At 47.1% G+C, this 18560-nt stretch carries 17 protein-coding genes; 5 read left to right on the top strand and 12 right to left on the bottom strand.

Annotation, left to right across the window (positions count from 1 at the left end; all coding sequences use genetic code 11):
* The first annotated feature begins 80 nt into the window (after positions 1 to 80).
* Positions 81 to 395, top strand: coding sequence for a MazG nucleotide pyrophosphohydrolase domain-containing protein (locus C1I60_RS06745; protein ID WP_137061054.1), 315 nt, complete (start codon positions 81 to 83; stop codon positions 393 to 395).
* 12 nt (positions 396 to 407) lie between these two features.
* Positions 408 to 989 carry an LOG family protein gene (locus C1I60_RS06740; RefSeq protein WP_137061053.1) on the top strand — a complete coding sequence of 194 codons (582 nt, stop codon included), beginning with the start codon at positions 408 to 410 and terminating at the stop codon, positions 987 to 989.
* Positions 990 to 1206: 217 nt separating this feature from the next.
* Here C1I60_RS06740 and C1I60_RS06735 read toward each other — a convergent pair whose 3' ends face one another.
* A complete protein-coding gene (locus tag C1I60_RS06735) occupies positions 1207 to 2499 on the bottom strand; it encodes an MFS transporter (RefSeq protein WP_137061052.1) in 1293 nt (430 codons plus the stop codon).
* Positions 2500 to 3102: 603 nt separating this feature from the next.
* On the opposite strand from C1I60_RS06735, the gene C1I60_RS06730 reads away from it, so the two are divergent.
* Entirely contained in the window at positions 3103 to 5160 is a 2058-nt protein-coding gene (locus tag C1I60_RS06730; protein ID WP_137061051.1) for a transglycosylase domain-containing protein, read from the top strand.
* Between the two features lie 144 nt (positions 5161 to 5304).
* On the opposite strand, the gene C1I60_RS06725 is transcribed toward C1I60_RS06730, so the two are convergent.
* From C1I60_RS06725 to C1I60_RS06690, 8 genes are all read right to left on the bottom strand, one after another.
* On the bottom strand, positions 5305 to 5751 hold the full coding sequence (locus C1I60_RS06725) for a transporter (RefSeq protein WP_137061050.1): 447 nt from the start codon (positions 5749 to 5751) through the stop codon (positions 5305 to 5307).
* A 275-nt stretch (positions 5752 to 6026) separates the two neighbouring features.
* On the bottom strand, positions 6027 to 6653 hold the full coding sequence (locus tag C1I60_RS06720; protein WP_014279112.1) for a polysaccharide deacetylase family protein: 627 nt from the start codon (positions 6651 to 6653) through the stop codon (positions 6027 to 6029).
* Between the two features lie 115 nt (positions 6654 to 6768).
* Positions 6769 to 7626, bottom strand: a complete 858-nt coding sequence (locus C1I60_RS06715; protein ID WP_043922591.1) for a carbohydrate ABC transporter permease — start codon at positions 7624 to 7626, stop codon at positions 6769 to 6771.
* A gap of 21 nt (positions 7627 to 7647) precedes the next feature.
* Positions 7648 to 8517: a carbohydrate ABC transporter permease gene (locus C1I60_RS06710; protein ID WP_014279110.1), complete on the bottom strand. Its 870-nt coding sequence runs from the start codon at positions 8515 to 8517 to the stop codon at positions 7648 to 7650.
* Between the two features lie 70 nt (positions 8518 to 8587).
* Complete coding sequence (locus C1I60_RS06705) at positions 8588 to 9901, bottom strand: extracellular solute-binding protein (protein ID WP_137061049.1); 1314 nt, start codon at positions 9899 to 9901, stop codon at positions 8588 to 8590.
* 119 nt (positions 9902 to 10020) lie between these two features.
* Positions 10021 to 11601, bottom strand: a complete 1581-nt coding sequence (locus C1I60_RS06700; protein WP_137061048.1) for a response regulator transcription factor — start codon at positions 11599 to 11601, stop codon at positions 10021 to 10023.
* Positions 11589 to 13418 (bottom strand): sensor histidine kinase, encoded by a 1830-nt coding sequence (locus C1I60_RS06695; protein WP_137061078.1) that lies wholly within the window; start codon positions 13416 to 13418, stop codon positions 11589 to 11591. Before C1I60_RS06695 ends, C1I60_RS06700 begins: the two co-directional genes overlap by 13 nt.
* A gap of 250 nt (positions 13419 to 13668) precedes the next feature.
* Complete coding sequence (locus C1I60_RS06690) at positions 13669 to 14628, bottom strand: NmrA family NAD(P)-binding protein (RefSeq protein WP_014279106.1); 960 nt, start codon at positions 14626 to 14628, stop codon at positions 13669 to 13671.
* A 118-nt stretch (positions 14629 to 14746) separates the two neighbouring features.
* Here C1I60_RS06690 and C1I60_RS06685 point away from each other — a divergent pair, with 118 nt between their 5' ends.
* A complete protein-coding gene (locus C1I60_RS06685) occupies positions 14747 to 15628 on the top strand; it encodes a LysR family transcriptional regulator (protein WP_014279105.1) in 882 nt (293 codons plus the stop codon).
* A gap of 25 nt (positions 15629 to 15653) precedes the next feature.
* On the opposite strand, the gene C1I60_RS06680 is transcribed toward C1I60_RS06685, so the two are convergent.
* Together C1I60_RS06680 and C1I60_RS06675 are read right to left on the bottom strand one after the other, a co-directional pair.
* On the bottom strand, positions 15654 to 16517 hold the full coding sequence (locus tag C1I60_RS06680; RefSeq protein WP_252361610.1) for an NAD(P)-dependent oxidoreductase: 864 nt from the start codon (positions 16515 to 16517) through the stop codon (positions 15654 to 15656).
* A 28-nt stretch (positions 16518 to 16545) separates the two neighbouring features.
* Positions 16546 to 16863 carry a hypothetical protein gene (locus C1I60_RS06675; RefSeq protein WP_137061046.1) on the bottom strand — a complete coding sequence of 106 codons (318 nt, stop codon included), beginning with the start codon at positions 16861 to 16863 and terminating at the stop codon, positions 16546 to 16548.
* 182 nt (positions 16864 to 17045) lie between these two features.
* On the opposite strand from C1I60_RS06675, the gene C1I60_RS06670 reads away from it, so the two are divergent.
* Entirely contained in the window at positions 17046 to 17987 is a 942-nt protein-coding gene (locus C1I60_RS06670) for a helix-turn-helix transcriptional regulator (RefSeq protein ID WP_137061045.1), read from the top strand.
* 146 nt (positions 17988 to 18133) lie between these two features.
* On the opposite strand, the gene C1I60_RS06665 is transcribed toward C1I60_RS06670, so the two are convergent.
* Positions 18134 to 18560, bottom strand: a 427-nt coding sequence (locus C1I60_RS06665; protein WP_252361609.1) for a histidine phosphatase family protein, incomplete at its 5' end; no start/stop codon positions are given.

Below are 18560 nucleotides of genomic sequence, written 5' to 3'. Positions count from 1 at the left end.
AAATGTTTCGGTTTTATGTAAACCTTGAGGTTTTGTGTATAGCCGACACCTATTCATTGGTTTATATTTGGAGGCTGGATATGGATATTAATGATTTTCAACAATGGGTAAAGCAGTATTACCAGGAGAGAAGCTGGTCGGATTTAGATATATTCGTCCGAATTGGTTTCTTGGCAGAAGAAACTGGAGAGGTTGCGAGAGCCATTCGCGCCCTGGAAATCGGCAGAGACCGTCCCGATGAAATGGATGGTTCATTCGAGGATAACAAGAAACATTTAACTGAAGAACTTGGAGACGTACTGGGTAATCTTATCGTAATCGCCAACAAGTATGATATCACCTTGGAAGACATATTTCGGACACACCAGCAAAAACTTGCAAAGAGATATTCATAAGGGGGATCTAATATGAAAAGCATTGCTGTTTTCTGCGGTTCCAGTGATGGAGCGTCTGCGATTTATCGAGAGCATGCTATTGCTCTGGGCAAGGCACTTGCCGCACAAGAGATAAGCCTGGTTTATGGAGGAGCAAGCGTTGGTTTAATGGGTGCAGTAGCTGATGCGGTACTTCATGCAGGAGGTCACGTCATCGGTGTGCTCCCTCACTTTTTGCAAAGCCGTGAAATTGCGCATAATAGCCTGAGCGAACTAATCATTGTTGATTCCATGCATGAACGAAAATCTAAAATGGCAGAGATTGCGGACGGGTTTATTGCTTTACCAGGTGGCCCAGGAACGATGGAAGAATATTTTGAAGTTTTTACATGGGCACAATTAGGCTTGCACGAAAAGCCATGTGGTCTTTTAAACATTAACCATTATTACGATCCTCTTATTTCCTTGTTTGATCGTATGGCTGAGGAACAATTTATGCAGGAAAAATATCGTGCGATGGTACTTACGGATACTACTCCGCAAGGAATCCTACGGCAATTTACCAATTACATTCCTCCTACCGTCAAAACATATATCACGAGCAAACAGACCTGACATTAGAATGATACATATCGCTCAACAGAAATACTGTCTAAAATGATATGAAAAGAATACCACCCACAACATCATCCCGGCGGTGTTCCTGTAAAATCGGGGAGAATCACAGGTCATTAGGTTTTAATTCTCCCCGATCGTCACGTTCACTTTTACACCTGCATTTAACTATGTAGTCATCCAATAAACGATGTCACGCCTAACGAGAACGCTAATTTTAAATGCCAGCGCTTGTAGCGGTTGGATGATCGATTTGCTCACTTTCCTGAAAATCACGGCGATAGAACCAGCCGATCAGAACGGCAAGGGTTGTCATAGCCGCAGCAAGTAAATACACCTGCACCATGCCCAAACGGTCTGCGTACCACCCCAGGAATAACAAGGACAGTCCGAAAGCGAGATTCGTAAGCACATCAATACCCGCCATCACTTTAGGGAGCTGAGCGGCCGGGGCACTCGTTTGCAGCAAGGTACGGCGAATAATTCCTGCCATTTGAACCGGTAAGCCGGATACAGCAAAAAGAACGAGCGCAGCGACTGGGATCGTATTGAGCGCAAACACCACCGTAATCAGCACATATACGAGCAACGCTCCCAGCATGTACAGAAAGCTGTTTCTTTGCAGTCGCTTGACCAAGCCAACGACAAGCAGTCCGCCCAGAATCGTACCCGAGAAAAAGGAGGCATTCATAAAGCCCCACCAGCTTGCATCCTGATGCAGCACCTGAGTAACATACGCCAGAATAAATACGCCAAGCCAGGAGGTTCCTCCAATGGTGTCCACACTATCCACGATCATCAAAGAACGAATGCGGCGGTTATGCCAAATGATCTGCCAGCCTTCTCCAAGCTCTTTCCAATGGGAGCCTTTTTCCTTTTGGTTTGCGGTTTCTACTGAATTTTCTGAGGATGCTGAAGATTCGGGGGTTAATTCCTTTTGATCCAGCGGATCACGGATGAAGGCTGTAACGGTTACAGCGACGAGGTAACAACATGATGCGATCACAAGCGTATTGAGGGAACCCAGCCAAGCCACAATGATTCCACTTAACGCCCAACCTGCGCATTTGACCACTTGATCACTGACTGCCACCATACCGTTCGCCCGCATCAGCCCTTCGCCAGTGGCCAAACGAGGTACTAGTGCATTACGTGAAGGATTGGTCCAGCCATCCAGAAAAGACATACCGAACACCATCACAAAAATAAACAGAAATGACCTTTGCTCAGGTACGATCCACAAATAAAGCAGCAACAGCGAAAAGATGACAAACTGTCCAAATTGGGAAAATAGCAAAATACGCGTTAGTCGAAATCGGCCGAGGACTATCGGTGCAACGAGCCCGCTAAGCACTTGGGCAGACAATCGGAAAAGCGGAATCAAAATAGTCGTCATTAAAGAATTACTTGAGCTGAACACCAATACCACTACACTCAACATGTAGATGATATCTGCTACGTTGGAGATCGTCTGAGACCCCCACAGGTAATAAAAAGAGCGCCTGATCAAAAAAATTTCCCCCTCTTTGGTATTTCACCGAATTATGTATTGCCATAACCAAACCTCCCCTTGTTGATATTACAATTCTGTAAAATGTCTGGTTTTTTGTATATTCCACACACACCCTTAAATTTCCTTCTTTTATCTTTATAGGAAATTCGGTGTCCAATAAGCTTTCCCGCCTATTTTCCAACCTGACCTCAAATAAAAAAGCGCCTATAGCACTCTTTTACACCAGAAAATAGGCGACAAAAAGCACTGCGACGCTTCTTAATATACCAGTTACATTTATTTTTTGTGTCATAACACGATTATACTTGGAAATATATCCAGCTCATTTTGCTTTCTACCTCGTTAAATCCTCCACAAATTTAGGCAATATAAACGTTAACTTCCTTGATATCTGCAACACGCAAACGCCAAGTTTGCTATATTTATTGTACCAACACACTGTGCTTTCACACTTTTTGCAGGATAAACGATACCCGGATAGCCTGAAAAATCCTTTTTTAGACTTGACCTCGTATAAAATACACACGTACGTGCATCTGATGAATAGACGCTTTCGGATTGACAATACTGAGAACATCAACCAAGGAAGGAGGTGGCGTGATGGGCGGTACAACCGGGCAATCCCCCAAACGCAAGCCACTCTGGCTTCGATGGTTTCAGGGACTGCTGTCACTCACCATTCTGACGGTCATCGCCGCCTGCATTCTGCTCGCCTATTTATATGCGACCAGTCTTCCGCTCGCGGATACGGACCGGAATTCACGGCTGCTCGACAGCCAGGGGCAGGTCATTGCCACCTTCTCTGCCGGAGGCAAGGAATCCATCCCTGTCCAGTTGGATCACATTTCCCCCGATCTGATTGCAGCTACGCTGGCTGTGGAGGACCGGAAGTTTTACGATCATTTCGGCTTTGATTTCAAAGGCCTGGGCCGGGCCGTGCTTGTCAATCTGACCCACTGGGATATGTCGCAAGGAGCCAGCACGCTGACTCAGCAGCTTGCACGCAATCTGTACCTATCTCATGAGAAAACATGGACACGCAAGGCCAAGGAAGCCATCTATACTGCGCAGCTTGAAATGAAGTATACCAAGAGCGAGCTGCTACAAATGTATTTGAACGAAATTTATTATGGCCACGGTGCCTATGGAATTGAAGCGGCATCGCAGATGTATTTCGGTAAATCCGCAAAAGATCTGGATTTGGCTGAAAGCGCCCTGCTGGCAGGTATTCCGAAGGGACCAACCTATTATTCACCTTATAATCATATGAAAAACGCGAAGGATCGGCAAAAAATTGTATTGGATTCCATGGCGCTCACCGGCAAAATTACCCCGGCCCAAGCCACCAAGGCCTATGAGGAAATGCTCGCCCTGCGGCCCGAGAGCCAGCGCCGGACGCTAGAAGCCGCGCCATGGTTCCGTGATTACGTCCGCCAGCTTGCAACGAATGAGCTGGGAATTAGTGAAGGTGTGCTGGAGCATGGCGGCCTGAGCATTTATACCACGCTGGACATGCACATGCAGCAAGCAGCCGAAGCGGCTGTAAATGAAGGCATGAAGGACAGCAACGGACTGGAAACAGCGTTGATCTCCATTGACCCGCGCAACGGGCATGTGAAGGCCATGGTTGGCGGGACCAACTATGTCGGCAATCAGTATAATCATACGCTTGCCACAACCCGGCAGCCCGGCTCATCCTTTAAGCCGATTATGTATCTGAGCGCACTGGATTCCGGAGAATTAACGAGTACATCCAAGTTTGAAAGCCGACCCACGTTATTTCACTACGACAACAACCGCAAAACCTACAAGCCCAAAAATTTTGGAGACAAATATTTGGGCGAAATCGATCTGCGACGTGCGATTGCGGCGTCCGATAACATTTATGCTGTAAGCACCATTTTGAAGGTGGGGACGGATAAGGTCATGGACCTCGCCCGCAAAATGGGCATTACGAGCGAGCTGAAGCCCGTGCCTTCCCTCGCACTGGGCGTATCGCCCGTCAGCCCGTTCGAGATGGCCTCGGCCTTCTCGGTCATCGGCAGCGGCGGGCAAAAGGTCGCCCCAGTGGCGGTGCTGCGCATCACCGATGCGGCCGGGCGGTCGCTCTACGAAGCACCGCAGGCCGCGCCTGTGCAGGTGGTGAAGCCCGCCTCTGCCTACGTCCTCACACGCCTTATGGAAGGCGTGTTTGAGGAAGGCGGCACCGGCAACCGGGTCGCGAAGCTGATCAAGCGCCCGGTTGCCGGGAAGAGCGGCACGACCAACACCGATGCGTGGATGGTTGGCTTCACACCCGAGCTGTCCACCGCCGTCTGGGTCGGCTATGACAAGGGCAAGGCCATCAGCACGCAGGATGCCCGGCGGGCAGCACCGATTTTTGCGCAATATACGGAGAAAGCGCTGGAGAATGTGCCGCCCAAAATCTTTCCCATCCCTGACGGCGTAGTCAGCGCCTATATTGATCCAGCCAGTGGCAAGCTGGCTGCGCCGGACAGTCCGGATAAGCGGCTGGAGGTATTCGTCAGCGGCACGGAGCCTAAGGAAACGCTGTCAGGACAGAATAACCCGCTGACAGCGACACAGACTGACCAATCGGAGCGGCAGGCAGAAAAGAAATCATGGTGGAGCAATTTCAAGCGATGGTGGATGGAGTAACAACAAAAAAGACTGAAGGAACGCTATGAGCGCTTCTCTCAGTCCTTTTTTACTTCATTTTATTTGCTCATATGTCCCATGTCTCTCTCTTGCCACAATGTTCCGCAGCTTTCCCTTCCGGTACGCTTTTCCCCAAAGGTGTGCTTACCAAAAGCAACTAAACGACTCAATACGGTTGGTATCTACACCATAATAAGTCCAAAAACGACCATTCCATCGGAATCCCGCTACGGATGTTCTGCCTACAAAGACGGGATACAGCCAGAAGCGCTCACCATTCGTCAGCCATACAAACGTGTTGCGGAACAAGCAACCGGAAATGGCTAAAGGATCAATAGCATAAGCCGTGACCAGCGGCTTCGGTGGCGTAAATTGCGGCGGTGGGGCAGTTGGCGCTTGAGCTTGCGGTCCGAATGAACCTTGGGGTCCCGGGCCTACTGGACCAAGCGGCCCTCCCCCTGGTGGCGGGCCAATTGGTGACGGGAACGAATCCTGTGGGCCAGGAAATTGTGGAAGCGAAGGCCCTGACGGTGTGAATGAACCCGGAATTCCCGGTTGTGTTCCGAAAGGGACCTGTGGCATTAAAGACATGTGTTTCACTCCTTGTGTTCTAGGCTGATGTATCCTATGCGAGACATCAGCCCGTGGACTGGGCGAATCCCCATACCGTCGCCGCATTCCGCTATTTCGTCCCTTTATATCCATAATTATTATATCCTGTCTCCATTACTCCCAGATCAGCGCCACCAAATCAGCTCTGGACTTCCCTCTCTCACTGATGATTTATGGAAGGCGAAACTGGTGGTGTACATGTACAGGTGAACCCGCTGATGTGAGCGGTCGCCTTAATGTGGAGCCCATCTGATTCAGGCGTGATCGGTGAATTCAAGCAGCTCGCTGACGGTAACGAACCGATACCCTTCTGCAGCAAGCTCTTCCACCAGTACCCGGACAGCCTCGACCGTCTGGGATCGTTCGCCATACCCGTCATGGAACAAAAATATGCTGCCAGGCGCAACAGTCAACCTCGTATGCTCCAAAATAAAATCGACGCCAGGCTGCTCCCAATCCTTTGCCTCCCCGTTCACGGCACCGATTGCTGAATATCCGAGCTCCGCTGCAAGCGAAAGAATGTCGGCATTAACGCCAAAAAATGGAGGTCTGAAGCACAACGCGCCCTTCCCCGTCACCCGCTGTATCCCCTCTTCCGTCCGCTGCAATTCAGCCCGCGCATCATCCAGCGTTAGCTTGGTCAAATCAGGATGAGAATAGGTATGATTGGCAATCTCGTGACCGGCACCATGAACTTCGGCTGCGATGTCCTCGAACGCCTCCATCTCCTGACCGATCATGAAAAACGTAGCTCTGCCACCCGCTTGGCGGAAGATATCCAGCAGTTGTTGCGTATATAACGGATGCGGACCATCGTCAAACGTAAAGGCGACGGCCTTCTCCCGGGTTGGAACCTTATGCACCATTGATAATTTGACCATCAGCAATTCTCCTCCCCTTAATGGCTAAAGCAACCTCTTACGTTCCTTATCCTAATGCTACTCTTAATTGCCACTTATCCTTCATCGCAGCGACACCCAGCCGTCCTGACAGCCTTTATCCTTTGACAGCGCCCGCAATCATACTCTTCTGCACCTGCTTATTAAGCAGCAAATAGATCACAATCGTCGGGATGGTCGTAATCATGAGCCCTGCTCCGATAATTCCCCACTGTGTAATGTAAGTTCCGACCATAGACATCATCCCCACCGTTAGTGTCTGATAGGATGCCTTATTAATAAATGTCACCGCAAACATCAGCTCGTTCCAGCAGGAAAGGAATGTAAATATCGCCACCGTGGACAAGGCAGGACGAACAAGCGGCAATACAATGAAGAAGAACGTTTTGTAGATCCCGCATCCGTCGATGACCGCGGCTTCCTCCAGCTCACGTGGAATTCCGTTGAAGAAGCTTCCAAGGATGAACACCGCCATGGGAATGCCAAACGCAACATAAGGAATAATCAATGCCCAATAGGTGTTCAGCAAGCCCAGATTCTTAAGTACCATAAAGAGGGGCAGCAAAGCTGCGTGAATCGGCACCATCATCCCCAGAAGAATTGTCGTCATCGTTAAACCGCTGAGCTTCCATTTCATTCTCGTGATGGCATATCCCGTCATGGAGGAGAGGATCAACACCAGGATAATGGACACAGCAGTTACCAGCACGCTATTAAAAAAATAAGTTAATACATGACCATCAGATAATGCCTTGGTATAGTTGCTCCAGAGAAATTTTTGGGGAAGTCCTGCCACATCGCCGCTGAATATCTCACTATTATCCTTCAGTGAGAAGAATGTCAGCCAGATGAGAGGATAAATCTGCGTGATCGCCACTATGATTAAAAACCCTTGTAGCAATATTTTTCCAATATATTTCGTAAAGTTCCGTTTTTTTTGCAACACTACTTGCATCGTACTCACCTCGATCACCCCCTATTCAGTCTTGAAGTATTTATTGATGATAACTGTGAATACTAGACACTCCAGAATAATGAAGACGGATATCGCACTTCCGTAGCCATACCTGTAGGTATCGAAAATGGTCGTGTACATCAGGGTGCTCGGTACCTCGGTGGTGAAGAATGGACCGCCGTTCGTTAATACATAGATCAGATCGAATACCTTGAAGGCACCGATGACGGAGAAGATGAGACATACCTTGAGAATGGGCCTCATTAGCGGGAGGGTGATGGAGAAGACTGTCCGAATGCGGGAAGCTCCATCAATTTTGGCTGCTTCGATAATATCATTTGAAATCGACTTCGCACCGGCATACATCAGCAGCATATGATAACCGACATACTGCCACAGGGTCGGAATAAACGAAGCCACCAGCGCCGTATGCTTCTGTCCAAGCCAGTCCTGGGCCAAATGGGACAGACCTATGCTCTCAAGCAAAGAGTTCAAGAGGCCATAATCCGCGTTATAGATCTTAGACCACAACTGCGCGATCACCACGGTTGAAATCAGAACCGGAATGAAATATACCGTACGGTAAAACCCTTCTCCCTTGACATTAGACGCCAATATCAGGGCAAGCAGAAGCGACAAGGGCAATTGGATGAAAATCGAAGCTGCTGCAAACAGCAGCGAATTTTTGATAGAGTTCAATACGCGTGGGTCATTGAACATTTCGGCATAATTGTTCAATCCGACAAACGTTCCTTTGCCTACACCATTCCAGTCCAGCAAGCTGTAATAGCTGGAGACGAAGATCGGAACTAATACAATGCCACAAAATATAAGGAGAGTAGGCAGGACAAATATGGTAATGGCTGTTTTATTCGAAAATACAGAATTCATCATCGGTCTCCTTTCAAAAATGTGGCCAGGGATTACTCCTGACCACATCCTGTTTGGGTGTATGTTTTGATCAGAGACTCAATTCCGTCGGCTTCAGCTGAGCCATCTGCTTGCAGAATTCCTCTGGAGTAATATCGCCTGCCAAAAGCTGCGCAATCAGGTTTTTGTGTGCTTCTGCCGAATCGGCCGGAAGAATATTATCCCACCACGCGATAAACGAGGTCGCCGTTTTCATGATGTTTGCGCTGGATTGATCCAGTGTGGAAAGCCCTGAGGTGTCAAGCCCATCTGTATTCCAGCTAGGAAGCCCTGCCCCCGCCAGAAATCCCTTCGTGCCAAGCTGCTCGCTTAAATACATGAGAAATTCAACAGCTTCCTTCGGATGCTCTGTGTTGCTGCTGACATAGAAGCCGTCGACCGCGCCACCGAATATTTCGGTATTCTTGCCCTTGCCGTCCTCAAATATTGGGAAGGGAATGACTTTCACCTTTCCTTTGACTGTCGAGGAGGGGTCTTCGATCCCGGCGTTCACCCAGTTGGCCTGGAACATCATGGCCCCCTTCCCTGCATTGAACGCACCAAGCATTTCATCATAGCTCATGCTGAACATACTGCTGTTGAAAGCGCCTGCCTTAGCCAGTTGCTGCATTTTAGTGGCTGCCGCGACGAAGTCGGGCGAATCCCATTTGGCAGAGTCCTTGAACGCCTCTAGTACTGCGGCATTTCCTGCTTGGCGCATCGCAATAATGTCATACCAATACATGCCTGGCCAGCGATCCTTTTCGCCGATAAGAGCCGGAGTAATCCCCGCTGTCTTTAGTTTCTCCACCGCATCAAGCAGCTCTGAGTAGGTCGTCGGGATTTTTGCGCCCGCTTTATCGAACAGCTCGGTATTGACATAAAGATTGGCGATATGTGTGTAAACAGGCAGTGTATAAATTTTACCGTCCGTCTCGATGGCTTCCGACATGCCTGGGGCCATTTTTGCCTTGATGTCATTTTTTAAATAACTGGTAATTTCAAGAACATTTCCAGATTTAATATAGGGCTGCATAAAGCTTCCGCCCCCCATGCCGTAAAAAACATCGGGTGCTTCGCCTGCGGCAATGGAAGTCTTAATCTTGGTTTTATATTGCTCACCGGTCGTACCTGTCCGTTCAACCTGGATATCGGGATGCTCGCTGTTCCACTTCTCAATGATTTGCGGCAATAATTTAGCTGATGGGTCCGTATTGCCTACTGACTGATCCCACAGCGTCAATTTTATAGAACCGCTTCCTTCCTGCTGCGTCGCTTCCGATGAACCAGATGAACATGCGGTTATGCTGCCAGTGAGACCCAGTGCCAGTATAATGACCATCGTATTTTTTAATAGCGCTTTCATTTTTTTGTCCCCCCCTAATCTTTTTGGCTGCTTCTAGGACTTATTTTATGGGAAGAACACCCTTATCTCCATTCAAAAAACGTGCATCCGCTTTCAAAATTCAAACATCTTTCCGACCATCATTTACTTTGTCTGTACTCATTCATGGACCTGCCCATGGTTTTTTTGAACAAGACACTGAAATAGTGCGGGTCCGTGATCCCTACCTGCTCACCGATCTCGTATCCCTTTAAATCGGTCTGCTTCAATAAGGCTTCTGCCCTCTTCATGCGTATATTCGTAAGATGCTCCACAAAGGTCTGACCCGTCTCCTTCTTCATTAACCGTCCCAAATGGCCCGGACTGACAAAGAAGACCGCAGCAGTGCTCGCCAATCCCACACCCGGATCGCTCAAGTTGTGCTCAAGATACTCCTTCACCTGGCTGATCAGGTTGCCTTCCTTGGTCTGGTTTTTCGAATGAATGGCCCCCGACACATATCGGACATAGCCCTCTAATGTTCTCATTAATTCTGGTAGATGCTCTGCGGTGAGAATGGAGACCAGCATTTCTTTATCAAATACGTGTTCATTCTCCATCTGCTGTTCCATCGCCGCACGCTGGCATTCGGTAATCACATCCATCGCCGCCATCCGAAACTGTGACACACTGGAGAACGACACGTCAAAGATTCGACTCAGCATCTGAGTTGCACGTTCAGAGGAACCGACACTGATGTAAAATTGCAGGTGCTGAAGAAGCTCTGCATTGGACCGATACGTCTGTTCTCTGTGATCCACAATATCCTCGAAGCAGACCACTTGATTTTTTCCAACGAAGGCCTGGTATTGAAGCGCACGACATGCTTCCTGATAGCCTAGATGCGCTTCTTGTATATCCTTATGCTTGCGCCCGACACCGATGCTTACCAAGCATTTGTGGGAATGAATCAGATCGGTCTTGAGCCATTCACAATCGCTTACCAGATTGACAGCCTGGCTCCATGAAATGATCACAACCTGGTCTCGAGTGTCCGTCAGAATAATGACTTGAGAATCCTCCTGATAGAACGCTTCTATTTTATTACTGCATTCCATTCGCAGTAGGATAAGTTGTTCCTCCGTCTGCTTCGCCGTTGTCGAGAAAATCTCGATCACGGCTATTTGATACGCCTTTACACCAAGGTGCAGGGGTATTTTGAAATATTCGAGTTTTTCATGAATTTCTTCCTGTGATAGAGCACCGTTTAACCATTGGTTCAGGAATTTTTCCCGAATATATGGAAAATTCCGTTCCAGCACCGCCTTCAGCTTCTCCATTTCCTTATCACGCGTACGCTCCTCATCAATCATACCTTTCAGCTTATCGGTTACTGCTAACAGCTCCGAAGGACGAATCGGCTTTAATATAAAGTCGGCAATGCCAATTTTGATACTCTGACGCGCATATTCGAACTCATCATGGCCCGTAACGACCACGATTTTAATATCTGGGTGCTTTTCCAATACCATACCGCTAAACTCAATTCCGTCGATTGTCGGCATGCAAATATCCGTAAAAATAACATCCGGTCTCTGCTGCTCCACCAGATCAAGTGCCTCGTGTGCATTGGAGGCTTCGCCTACGATCACCATGCCCTGCGTTTCCCAGTCAATGCGCATTCGCAGCAGATTCCGGATCAGATATTCATCATCCACGATCAAAACCTTTAATTTTCCCATAAAGCATCTACTCCATTCGGTATCATCAAAGTTACCGTCGTTCCCTTCCCCGGCTGACTTTCAATGCTTACTCCAGCGTCATCTCCATAAAAAATACGCCAACGCTCCATGGTGCCCCATAGGCCGAAGCTCTTGATTTGGCCTTTTCGCTCCGTATACAGAATTTGCGAAATCTCTTTCTCCGACATGCCCACACCATCATCAGCGATGGATATCCTCAGCACATCATCCTCCGTCTTTCGCACGCTGACCCATATCGTTCCCTTGGTTCCTTTGGGTCGAATGCCATGATACAGCGAATTTTCCACCAAGGGCTGCAGTACAAGCTTTGGAATCGGGGACTGGCAGCAATCCTCGTCCACATCGAACTGAACCTCAAAGACATCCTGGTAGCGTGTCATCTGAATTATCAGATAATTTCGAACAATTTCAATTTCTTCGCCAACCGTGATAACTTCGCGTCCCTTGCTGACACTCATGCGATAATAGTTACCCAAGGCCTCAAGCAGATCACAAACCTGAGCATTTAATCCAGAAAGGGCTAACGAGGTAATGGAGTCCAGCGTGTTATATAAAAAGTGTGGTTTGATTTGAGCTTGCAACGTATTCAGCTCCGCCCTACGAATCGTATTCTGCTCCTCGATAGTTCGCTTCAGCATCTGGTCAATTTGTTCGATCATGTCGTTGTAGCCAATAAACAGCTTTTCAAATTCATAGCTATTCAGTTCCACATTCACTTTCCTGAGGTTGCCGCTTGGGGCCTTGTTCATGGATCGCAAAAGCTTATGGATCGGCTTGATAATACTGCGTGAGATAATGAATGAACTCACAAAGAAAACGATTCCATTGATCACAAGTAGAAGCAACGCTAACAGCACAAGCGACTTGTTTTTGGAATCCATACTGTTGTTTTGGTCTATACTTATGAATTTCCAAGGATAGTCTCCGACTGCGAGATAGGACACCGTATATTTCTGTGAACCGGAGTTCAAGGCAAAAAATCCTGAGCTGCTTTTCTGAAATTGCTGCTCCAGTGCATCCTGGTGGGTTGTCAGCAGGTGCTGAAAGGCTGTGTCGCCTTGAGCTTCTGTGGAATGGTCCACAATGATCTGATTATTCTCATCCAGAATGGCAATTTGAAACGAGTTTTGATTCAGGAGATTGGAATACGCTTGTTCAAAGGAGCCTACCTTAATGTTCATGACCAAGACCCCGAGCTGGGAGGTGTTGTCGATATCTCGAATCAATCGAATGAAAGAAACGAAATTCTCATGGGTACTTCCCTCCGAAAAGGCTCCACTGCCATTCAGCTTCAGAATATACTTTCCTTTATTGAGCACAGCCTGCTCATACCATGGAGCGTCCTCTACATTGGCTTCCTTAAAAGTCGGCAATTCCTGCGTTCCGACGGAAAAACGATGGCCCGAATTGTCGAAAATGTACACGGAATCAATGATTGGAACCGCTTGCATTAAATTGTACAAATAAGCGCTGACCTTGGACTGGGTCTGCAGGTTGGCATATACATCCCCTTGCCTTAGCAGATTTTGCAGATTATGATCTGAGAAGATCATTTTGGAATAGTTGTTTACATTCTCAATCATTAGATCGACGTTGGTCTGGATGGAGCTGATCGTCTGCAAGGAGGCCTCATTGATCTTCTTCTGCGCGGAGCCCGCAGCGATTTGATTCAGGACCAAGTAGCTGAACACCACTGTAAGCAGGATAATTAAGAAGTAGGCGAATGGTATGGTAAAGGATAATTTCTTCGGCTTGCTGTGAATAAAGGCTATCAAGCTTTTTATTTGCTGTAGCATCACCGTATGACCCTCCGCTTATCATGTTGAATTCCATATTCTATATTCTATCATTATAGCCGTTGTCCGAATTCAATCTCAACGAGCCTTTTGGGAAGGTGAACTAAATTAGTTGTATACGCAATAAAGACCACCCCATAGGATGGTCTCAGCGAACAGGTATGCAGGCAAAAGAGTCGAGGGAATCCAAGTTAGTCGGTCATGCTTGGATAGGGTGCATTGGAAATGAGCTCCTGATTATCCACGCCGGTTACTTCATGTCTCGCCAGCTTCGAATGTGGTTCTCCCAGATATATTTGTACTTTCCGACAATATCTCTCGCTGTTTTGGGCTTTTGCCCAGTTAATACTTCAATGGCGTCGGATTTAACGTTCAAAAGTCCTTCCTTAATGCTGGCATCGGTCGTCATGAGATCTTCGCCGCAAAAAGGAACCGGAGAGCGGGAGAAATCCCCCGTAATTTCTCTGGGAATATGCAGCTTTTCGAGATATTTATAGTATTGCTCCGCATCAACGGGAATGTACTCCATATCCTCGCCGGAAACTTCCTGTATGAGATTGCACAGATCTCTTACAGAAACAGACTCTGATCCAACAATATCATAGGCCCTGTTGTCCTCGGCCTTTCCCAGCAGGGCCGCAGCCGCTGCTCTTGCACAATCATCCTTGTGCACCAAAGTGGCTCTGCCCTCTCCGGCGGTGCTTAACCATTTATGGTCCGACATGAGCGCCAGCATGGTATACATCGTTAAATAGTTTTCCAAATACAAGTTATTTCTCATAGCATTATAGGCAATGCCTGTTGACTTTAAATACTGCTCAGTAGCGGTATGATCCGGGGTGACATAGACATGTGCGTAATCCGGGTCCGTTGCACCGATAAATGAACTGTAAGTAATGTGCGAGATTCCTGCTCTGATCGCCGTATCAATCGCATTGCGGTGCTGCTGCACCCTTTTGCCGACCTCAAGGCCAGAGACGATATAGATTCGGTCCCCATCCTTGAAAGCCCGTACCATAGATGGAATATCATCATAATTGATTTCAAAGATACTTACACCTGCCTGTTCCCATCGCTGCAACGCATCTTTGGGAATTCTTTCTTTGTTCATGCATGTGAAGGTTAGCTCGCGACCCCCTACTTCGGCCAGAACGGTTTCCGCTATCCGACTTGCCAATTGACCATCCACACCAGTGACGATATAACGCATGCGTATTCCTTCTTCCTTAGTGATTATATTCACAAGAAAACATATCACAGGTTGACGCCAGCGTGAAATCACCTTATTTTATGAGTAATAAATAAATTTCATATAAAGGATACTTCGAATGAACATTCAACAACTGAAATGCTTTGTTTCTCTTGCGGAGACGCTTAATTTTTCGACAACGGCCGATAAGTTGCATTTGACGCAACCTGCAGTGAGCCACAACATCAAGAGCCTGGAGCATGAGTTGGGCATTGTGTTGCTTGTTCGAAACAAAAGGTCGGTTAAACTGACTGTAGCGGGCGAGAGCTTTTACGACGATATTGAAGGACTGCTGTTCCGTTTGGACCAATCCATTTTGAAATCCAAACGCCTTTCGGAACAATACGAAAGTACCCTGGTCATCGGCTATACGGAGACGATCTTTGAGAAGAAGGTTTTACCTGACGTTATCAAGCGCTTTAAGGAGAGATACCCCAAGATTCAAATTCAGCTTAGAAAATCCAACCTGACCAGAGAGAAAGAGGATTTATTGAATCAAAAATTCGATATTATATTTACAACGGAAGATAATTTGGGCAAGGACAGCCATTTTTGCTTCTATCCCGTATATAAAGGCTCATATGTCTGCGTGTTGCCCCATAATCACCCTCTTGCGAACGAAAGCGAATTAACAATCGAACAATTAGACCATCAATTTCTCATTTTTTTCGACGAGCACCAATCTCCCCCAACGCTTAAAAAATTACAAAGGAGCATTGCCGAGCACTGCCCAGCTTCCATGTATACCTACGGAGATAGCGTAAATACGATACATACCATGATCAAAAGCGACCTGGGTATTTCGGTACTTCCTAACTTCGTGATTGTGCAGGATCAGGAGATTACGTTCGTTCCTTTAAGCCCCTTGGAAGAAGTGGTATACGGCATTGCCTGCCTGCGTAGCGAAGAGCGGTTGGAGGTCAAACAATGGATCTCGATATTAAAACAATTATTCTCTTAAACATTAACCATTCAGCCCTATGCGCCTAACGCATCACCTTGATTAGCGCACATACTTCTTCTTCACCGTATCCTGCATCCAAAGCCTTTTTGAAGAGACTTTGGGCAAATACGGGGAATTCATTATTCATCCCTGCTTCACGAGCCTGTTCCATGAGAAGATCTACGGTAACCATACTCATATTTACAGAACTTTGTGGTTTATCGTAAACTCCACTCTGAATGAACTCGCTCTCATACTTCATTACCCCGCCAATTACGGGAGATATCTGGGCAATCATGGCCCCAAAGGTATCCACACGAAGACCATCTGATTCAAGAATACGTGCAGCGTGGAAAAAACCGAGATACGAGCCAAACAGATACGAAAGAAATGCCAAGTCCGTCGTCGAAGCTGCGCTAACCTGCTCTCCCAAATAAAGCACATTTCCAGCTACGCTTTTAAGTAACGGCTCACACTTGTGAAATGCAGAAGAAGAACCAGATGAAAATATGGTAGCTTCTGGTTGTCCCATCTGAGTAGGAGCAGCTACAATCGCTCCTTCTATATATTCAGCCTGGTATGTTTGAGTCCATACTTCATGATCTCGGGCCTGTTGCGGGCTTCCTGTGCTTAACTGGATGAGAATACGTCCTGCCAGAGCCGCTTTCACTTCATCCGTGTCCAAAATACTATACGAAGCTGCATAATCAGATACACAGATAATGGACACTGCGCTCGCGCTTATTGCTGCTGCAGCATTAGGTGCCAAAATCGCTCCTGTCTTCACAATCAGTTCAGCCTTCTCACTTGTCCGATTCCATACCGTAACTCTATAACCACTTTGAAGTAACGATTGAGCGATTGCAACGCCCATAGAGCCCAAACCTATTACAGATACGCTGTTCATATTATTCACACGCTCCATTCTTTTTTCTTTACGCTTCCAGATTCACTGGAACCAGATGTAGTAAATGAATATCTTTGGAATCAATCATAGAGGCAAACGTTTGGAAAGCAGGCACAGATTTGAGCTTTTCCATCGCCGCCACTGCCATTTGCATATCAGACCAATATACAATGTCTGTCCATTGTGTTTCGTCAGAGGTATGTAGCAATTGACGCTCTTTAAATCCCGGCAATTGGGTTTGTAGCACATCACTCAATTCAGCGGCAGCTTTACGAAAAGAGTCCTTATCCGTCCCCTCTTTTAACTTGAATAGTACTAGCTCCAATGCGTATTGCTCGTTCTTCATCTTAAAACTCCCCTCATCCTCTTCATTCAAAAGCATCCTCACACCTTCTGTCACAGTCATTCCATGCGAGTCTGACTCACTGTTATTTCAGATGTGTGAACCTTGACTTCGAGGTTAAGCATACGTGATAATAGTGCCAACTACTGTCACCAATATTTATTTGCTTAAAAAAGGAGCAAAGCATGCACAAAGCACAACGACTTGTTCAGCTCATCATGTTAGTAAATGAACGCAAAAAATTCACCATACAGGAGTTAGCGGACGAATGCGGCGTTTCACGTCGAACCATGATTCGTGATCTGATGGAGCTAAGTGAACTCGGAGTTCCCCTATATTCTCAAACAGGGCCTGGAGGTGGCTACCGCGTACTGCGCGAGAAGGTACTACCGCCAATCAGCTTCACAGAACACGAAACCATGGCATTATTTTTTGCCTGCCAATCATTACGAAATTACAAATCTCTCCCCTTTAAAAACGAAGTAGATTCCGCATTGCACAAGTTCTTTCATTATCTATCTAGTGAACTTAAGCAAAAGATCGAACAAATGCAGCAGCGGCTTGTCTTCTGGATACCTCCGCATGACATAGAAGTGCCTTTTCTCAGAGAGCTACTGGAGAGTGCGCTGGAACAACGCGTCATTACAATTGTTTATGAAGCAGCCACGCGTCGAGAAAGGATGATCCAGCCACTTGGTATTTATACAATGAACGGATTATGGTATTGCCAGGCTTATTGTTTTCTTGCAGAGGATTATCGAGTGTTCCGTGTGGATCGAGTGAAGGATTTCTCTGATGGAGGGGACCAAAGCAAGCAAATCGATATGAACGGGGATCATATTGAGCAGTGGGTTATGCGCATGGATGAAAGTGATATGGCAGAATTGGAAGTAGATTTAACATCCGAGGGTGTGCGGCGATGTCAGTCAGACTTGTGGTTGGCACCGTCTATTGAATTGAATGAGGATGGCTCGGGCACGATTCGTACAACAATGAGTTCATCATTTGCAACATGGGCGGTACATTTTTTTCTTGGACTTGGCATGGAAGCAAACGTAAAGCAACCTCAGGCAGTGCGTGAACAAATAAAAAATAAACTCCATGATCTGCTGAACCAATATGGTTAGCCATATTTTAAAATTGTTCTGAGCCTGACAGGCTCAGAGGTGTGCCATGGACGATAATCATTAATATCACCCCTGCACTCAGCTTGCGCCGCCCCTGTCGATTCCAATCATACTTAAACCTCTATGATAAACGCGCTTCACTAATTTCACTCCGTAGTCCACACTCTGCGAATCTGGGCTTCTGCTTCTTTGATTCCAAGCAAATATACGTCCGGATTCGAAAGTGTTTTCCACTCCTCAAACCCAAACTGCGAATCGTAATGTCGAATGAGAAGTGACAGCAGAGCCCCATGAGTTACAATAATGATCGTTTTTTCTGTCCGTTCTATAAGCTCCTGAACAAGCTGTATTCCTCGATCTGCCGCTTCACGAGATGATTCCCCTCCCTCCAGCTTGAAATCCTCGTCCAGATAGGTCTGTTTCAGCACGTCCATCCAATGATCCAAATGCTCATGGCTAAGCACCCGTTCCTGAAGACGTAGATCAGTATATACCTGCAACTGTTTCCGTTCAGCCAAAGGCTGAATGGTTCGCACGGCCCGTTCCCACGGGCTGGATACGATATATTCCACA

Source organism: Paenibacillus terrae, assembly GCF_005217525.1.
GTDB classification, from domain to species: domain Bacteria; phylum Bacillota; class Bacilli; order Paenibacillales; family Paenibacillaceae; genus Paenibacillus; species Paenibacillus terrae_C.
This window is presented reverse-complemented; position numbering and strand designations above follow the sequence as displayed.

Excerpts from the sequence above, each read along its gene's own strand:
- C1I60_RS06715 (WP_043922591.1), bottom strand. The coding sequence starts at position 7,626 with ATGCAAGTAGTGTTGCAAAAAAAACGGAACTTTACGAAATATATTGGA.
- C1I60_RS06670 (WP_137061045.1), top strand. The coding sequence starts at position 17,046 with ATGCACAAAGCACAACGACTTGTTCAGCTCATCATGTTAGTAAATGAA.
- C1I60_RS06690 (WP_014279106.1), bottom strand. The coding sequence starts at position 14,628 with ATGCGTTATATCGTCACTGGTGTGGATGGTCAATTGGCAAGTCGGATA.
- C1I60_RS06710 (WP_014279110.1), bottom strand. The coding sequence starts at position 8,517 with ATGAATTCTGTATTTTCGAATAAAACAGCCATTACCATATTTGTCCTG.
- C1I60_RS06700 (WP_137061048.1), bottom strand. The coding sequence starts at position 11,601 with ATGGGAAAATTAAAGGTTTTGATCGTGGATGATGAATATCTGATCCGG.
- C1I60_RS06720 (WP_014279112.1), bottom strand. The coding sequence starts at position 6,653 with ATGGTCAAATTATCAATGGTGCATAAGGTTCCAACCCGGGAGAAGGCC.
- C1I60_RS06745 (WP_137061054.1), top strand. The coding sequence starts at position 81 with ATGGATATTAATGATTTTCAACAATGGGTAAAGCAGTATTACCAGGAG.
- C1I60_RS06740 (WP_137061053.1), top strand. The coding sequence starts at position 408 with ATGAAAAGCATTGCTGTTTTCTGCGGTTCCAGTGATGGAGCGTCTGCG.
- C1I60_RS06725 (WP_137061050.1), bottom strand. The coding sequence starts at position 5,751 with ATGTCTTTAATGCCACAGGTCCCTTTCGGAACACAACCGGGAATTCCG.
- C1I60_RS06685 (WP_014279105.1), top strand. The coding sequence starts at position 14,747 with ATGAACATTCAACAACTGAAATGCTTTGTTTCTCTTGCGGAGACGCTT.
- C1I60_RS06675 (WP_137061046.1), bottom strand. The coding sequence starts at position 16,863 with ATGAAGAACGAGCAATACGCATTGGAGCTAGTACTATTCAAGTTAAAA.
- C1I60_RS06680 (WP_252361610.1), bottom strand. The coding sequence starts at position 16,517 with ATGAACAGCGTATCTGTAATAGGTTTGGGCTCTATGGGCGTTGCAATC.
- C1I60_RS06730 (WP_137061051.1), top strand. The coding sequence starts at position 3,103 with ATGGGCGGTACAACCGGGCAATCCCCCAAACGCAAGCCACTCTGGCTT.
- C1I60_RS06695 (WP_137061078.1), bottom strand. The coding sequence starts at position 13,418 with ATGCTACAGCAAATAAAAAGCTTGATAGCCTTTATTCACAGCAAGCCG.
- C1I60_RS06705 (WP_137061049.1), bottom strand. The coding sequence starts at position 9,901 with ATGAAAGCGCTATTAAAAAATACGATGGTCATTATACTGGCACTGGGT.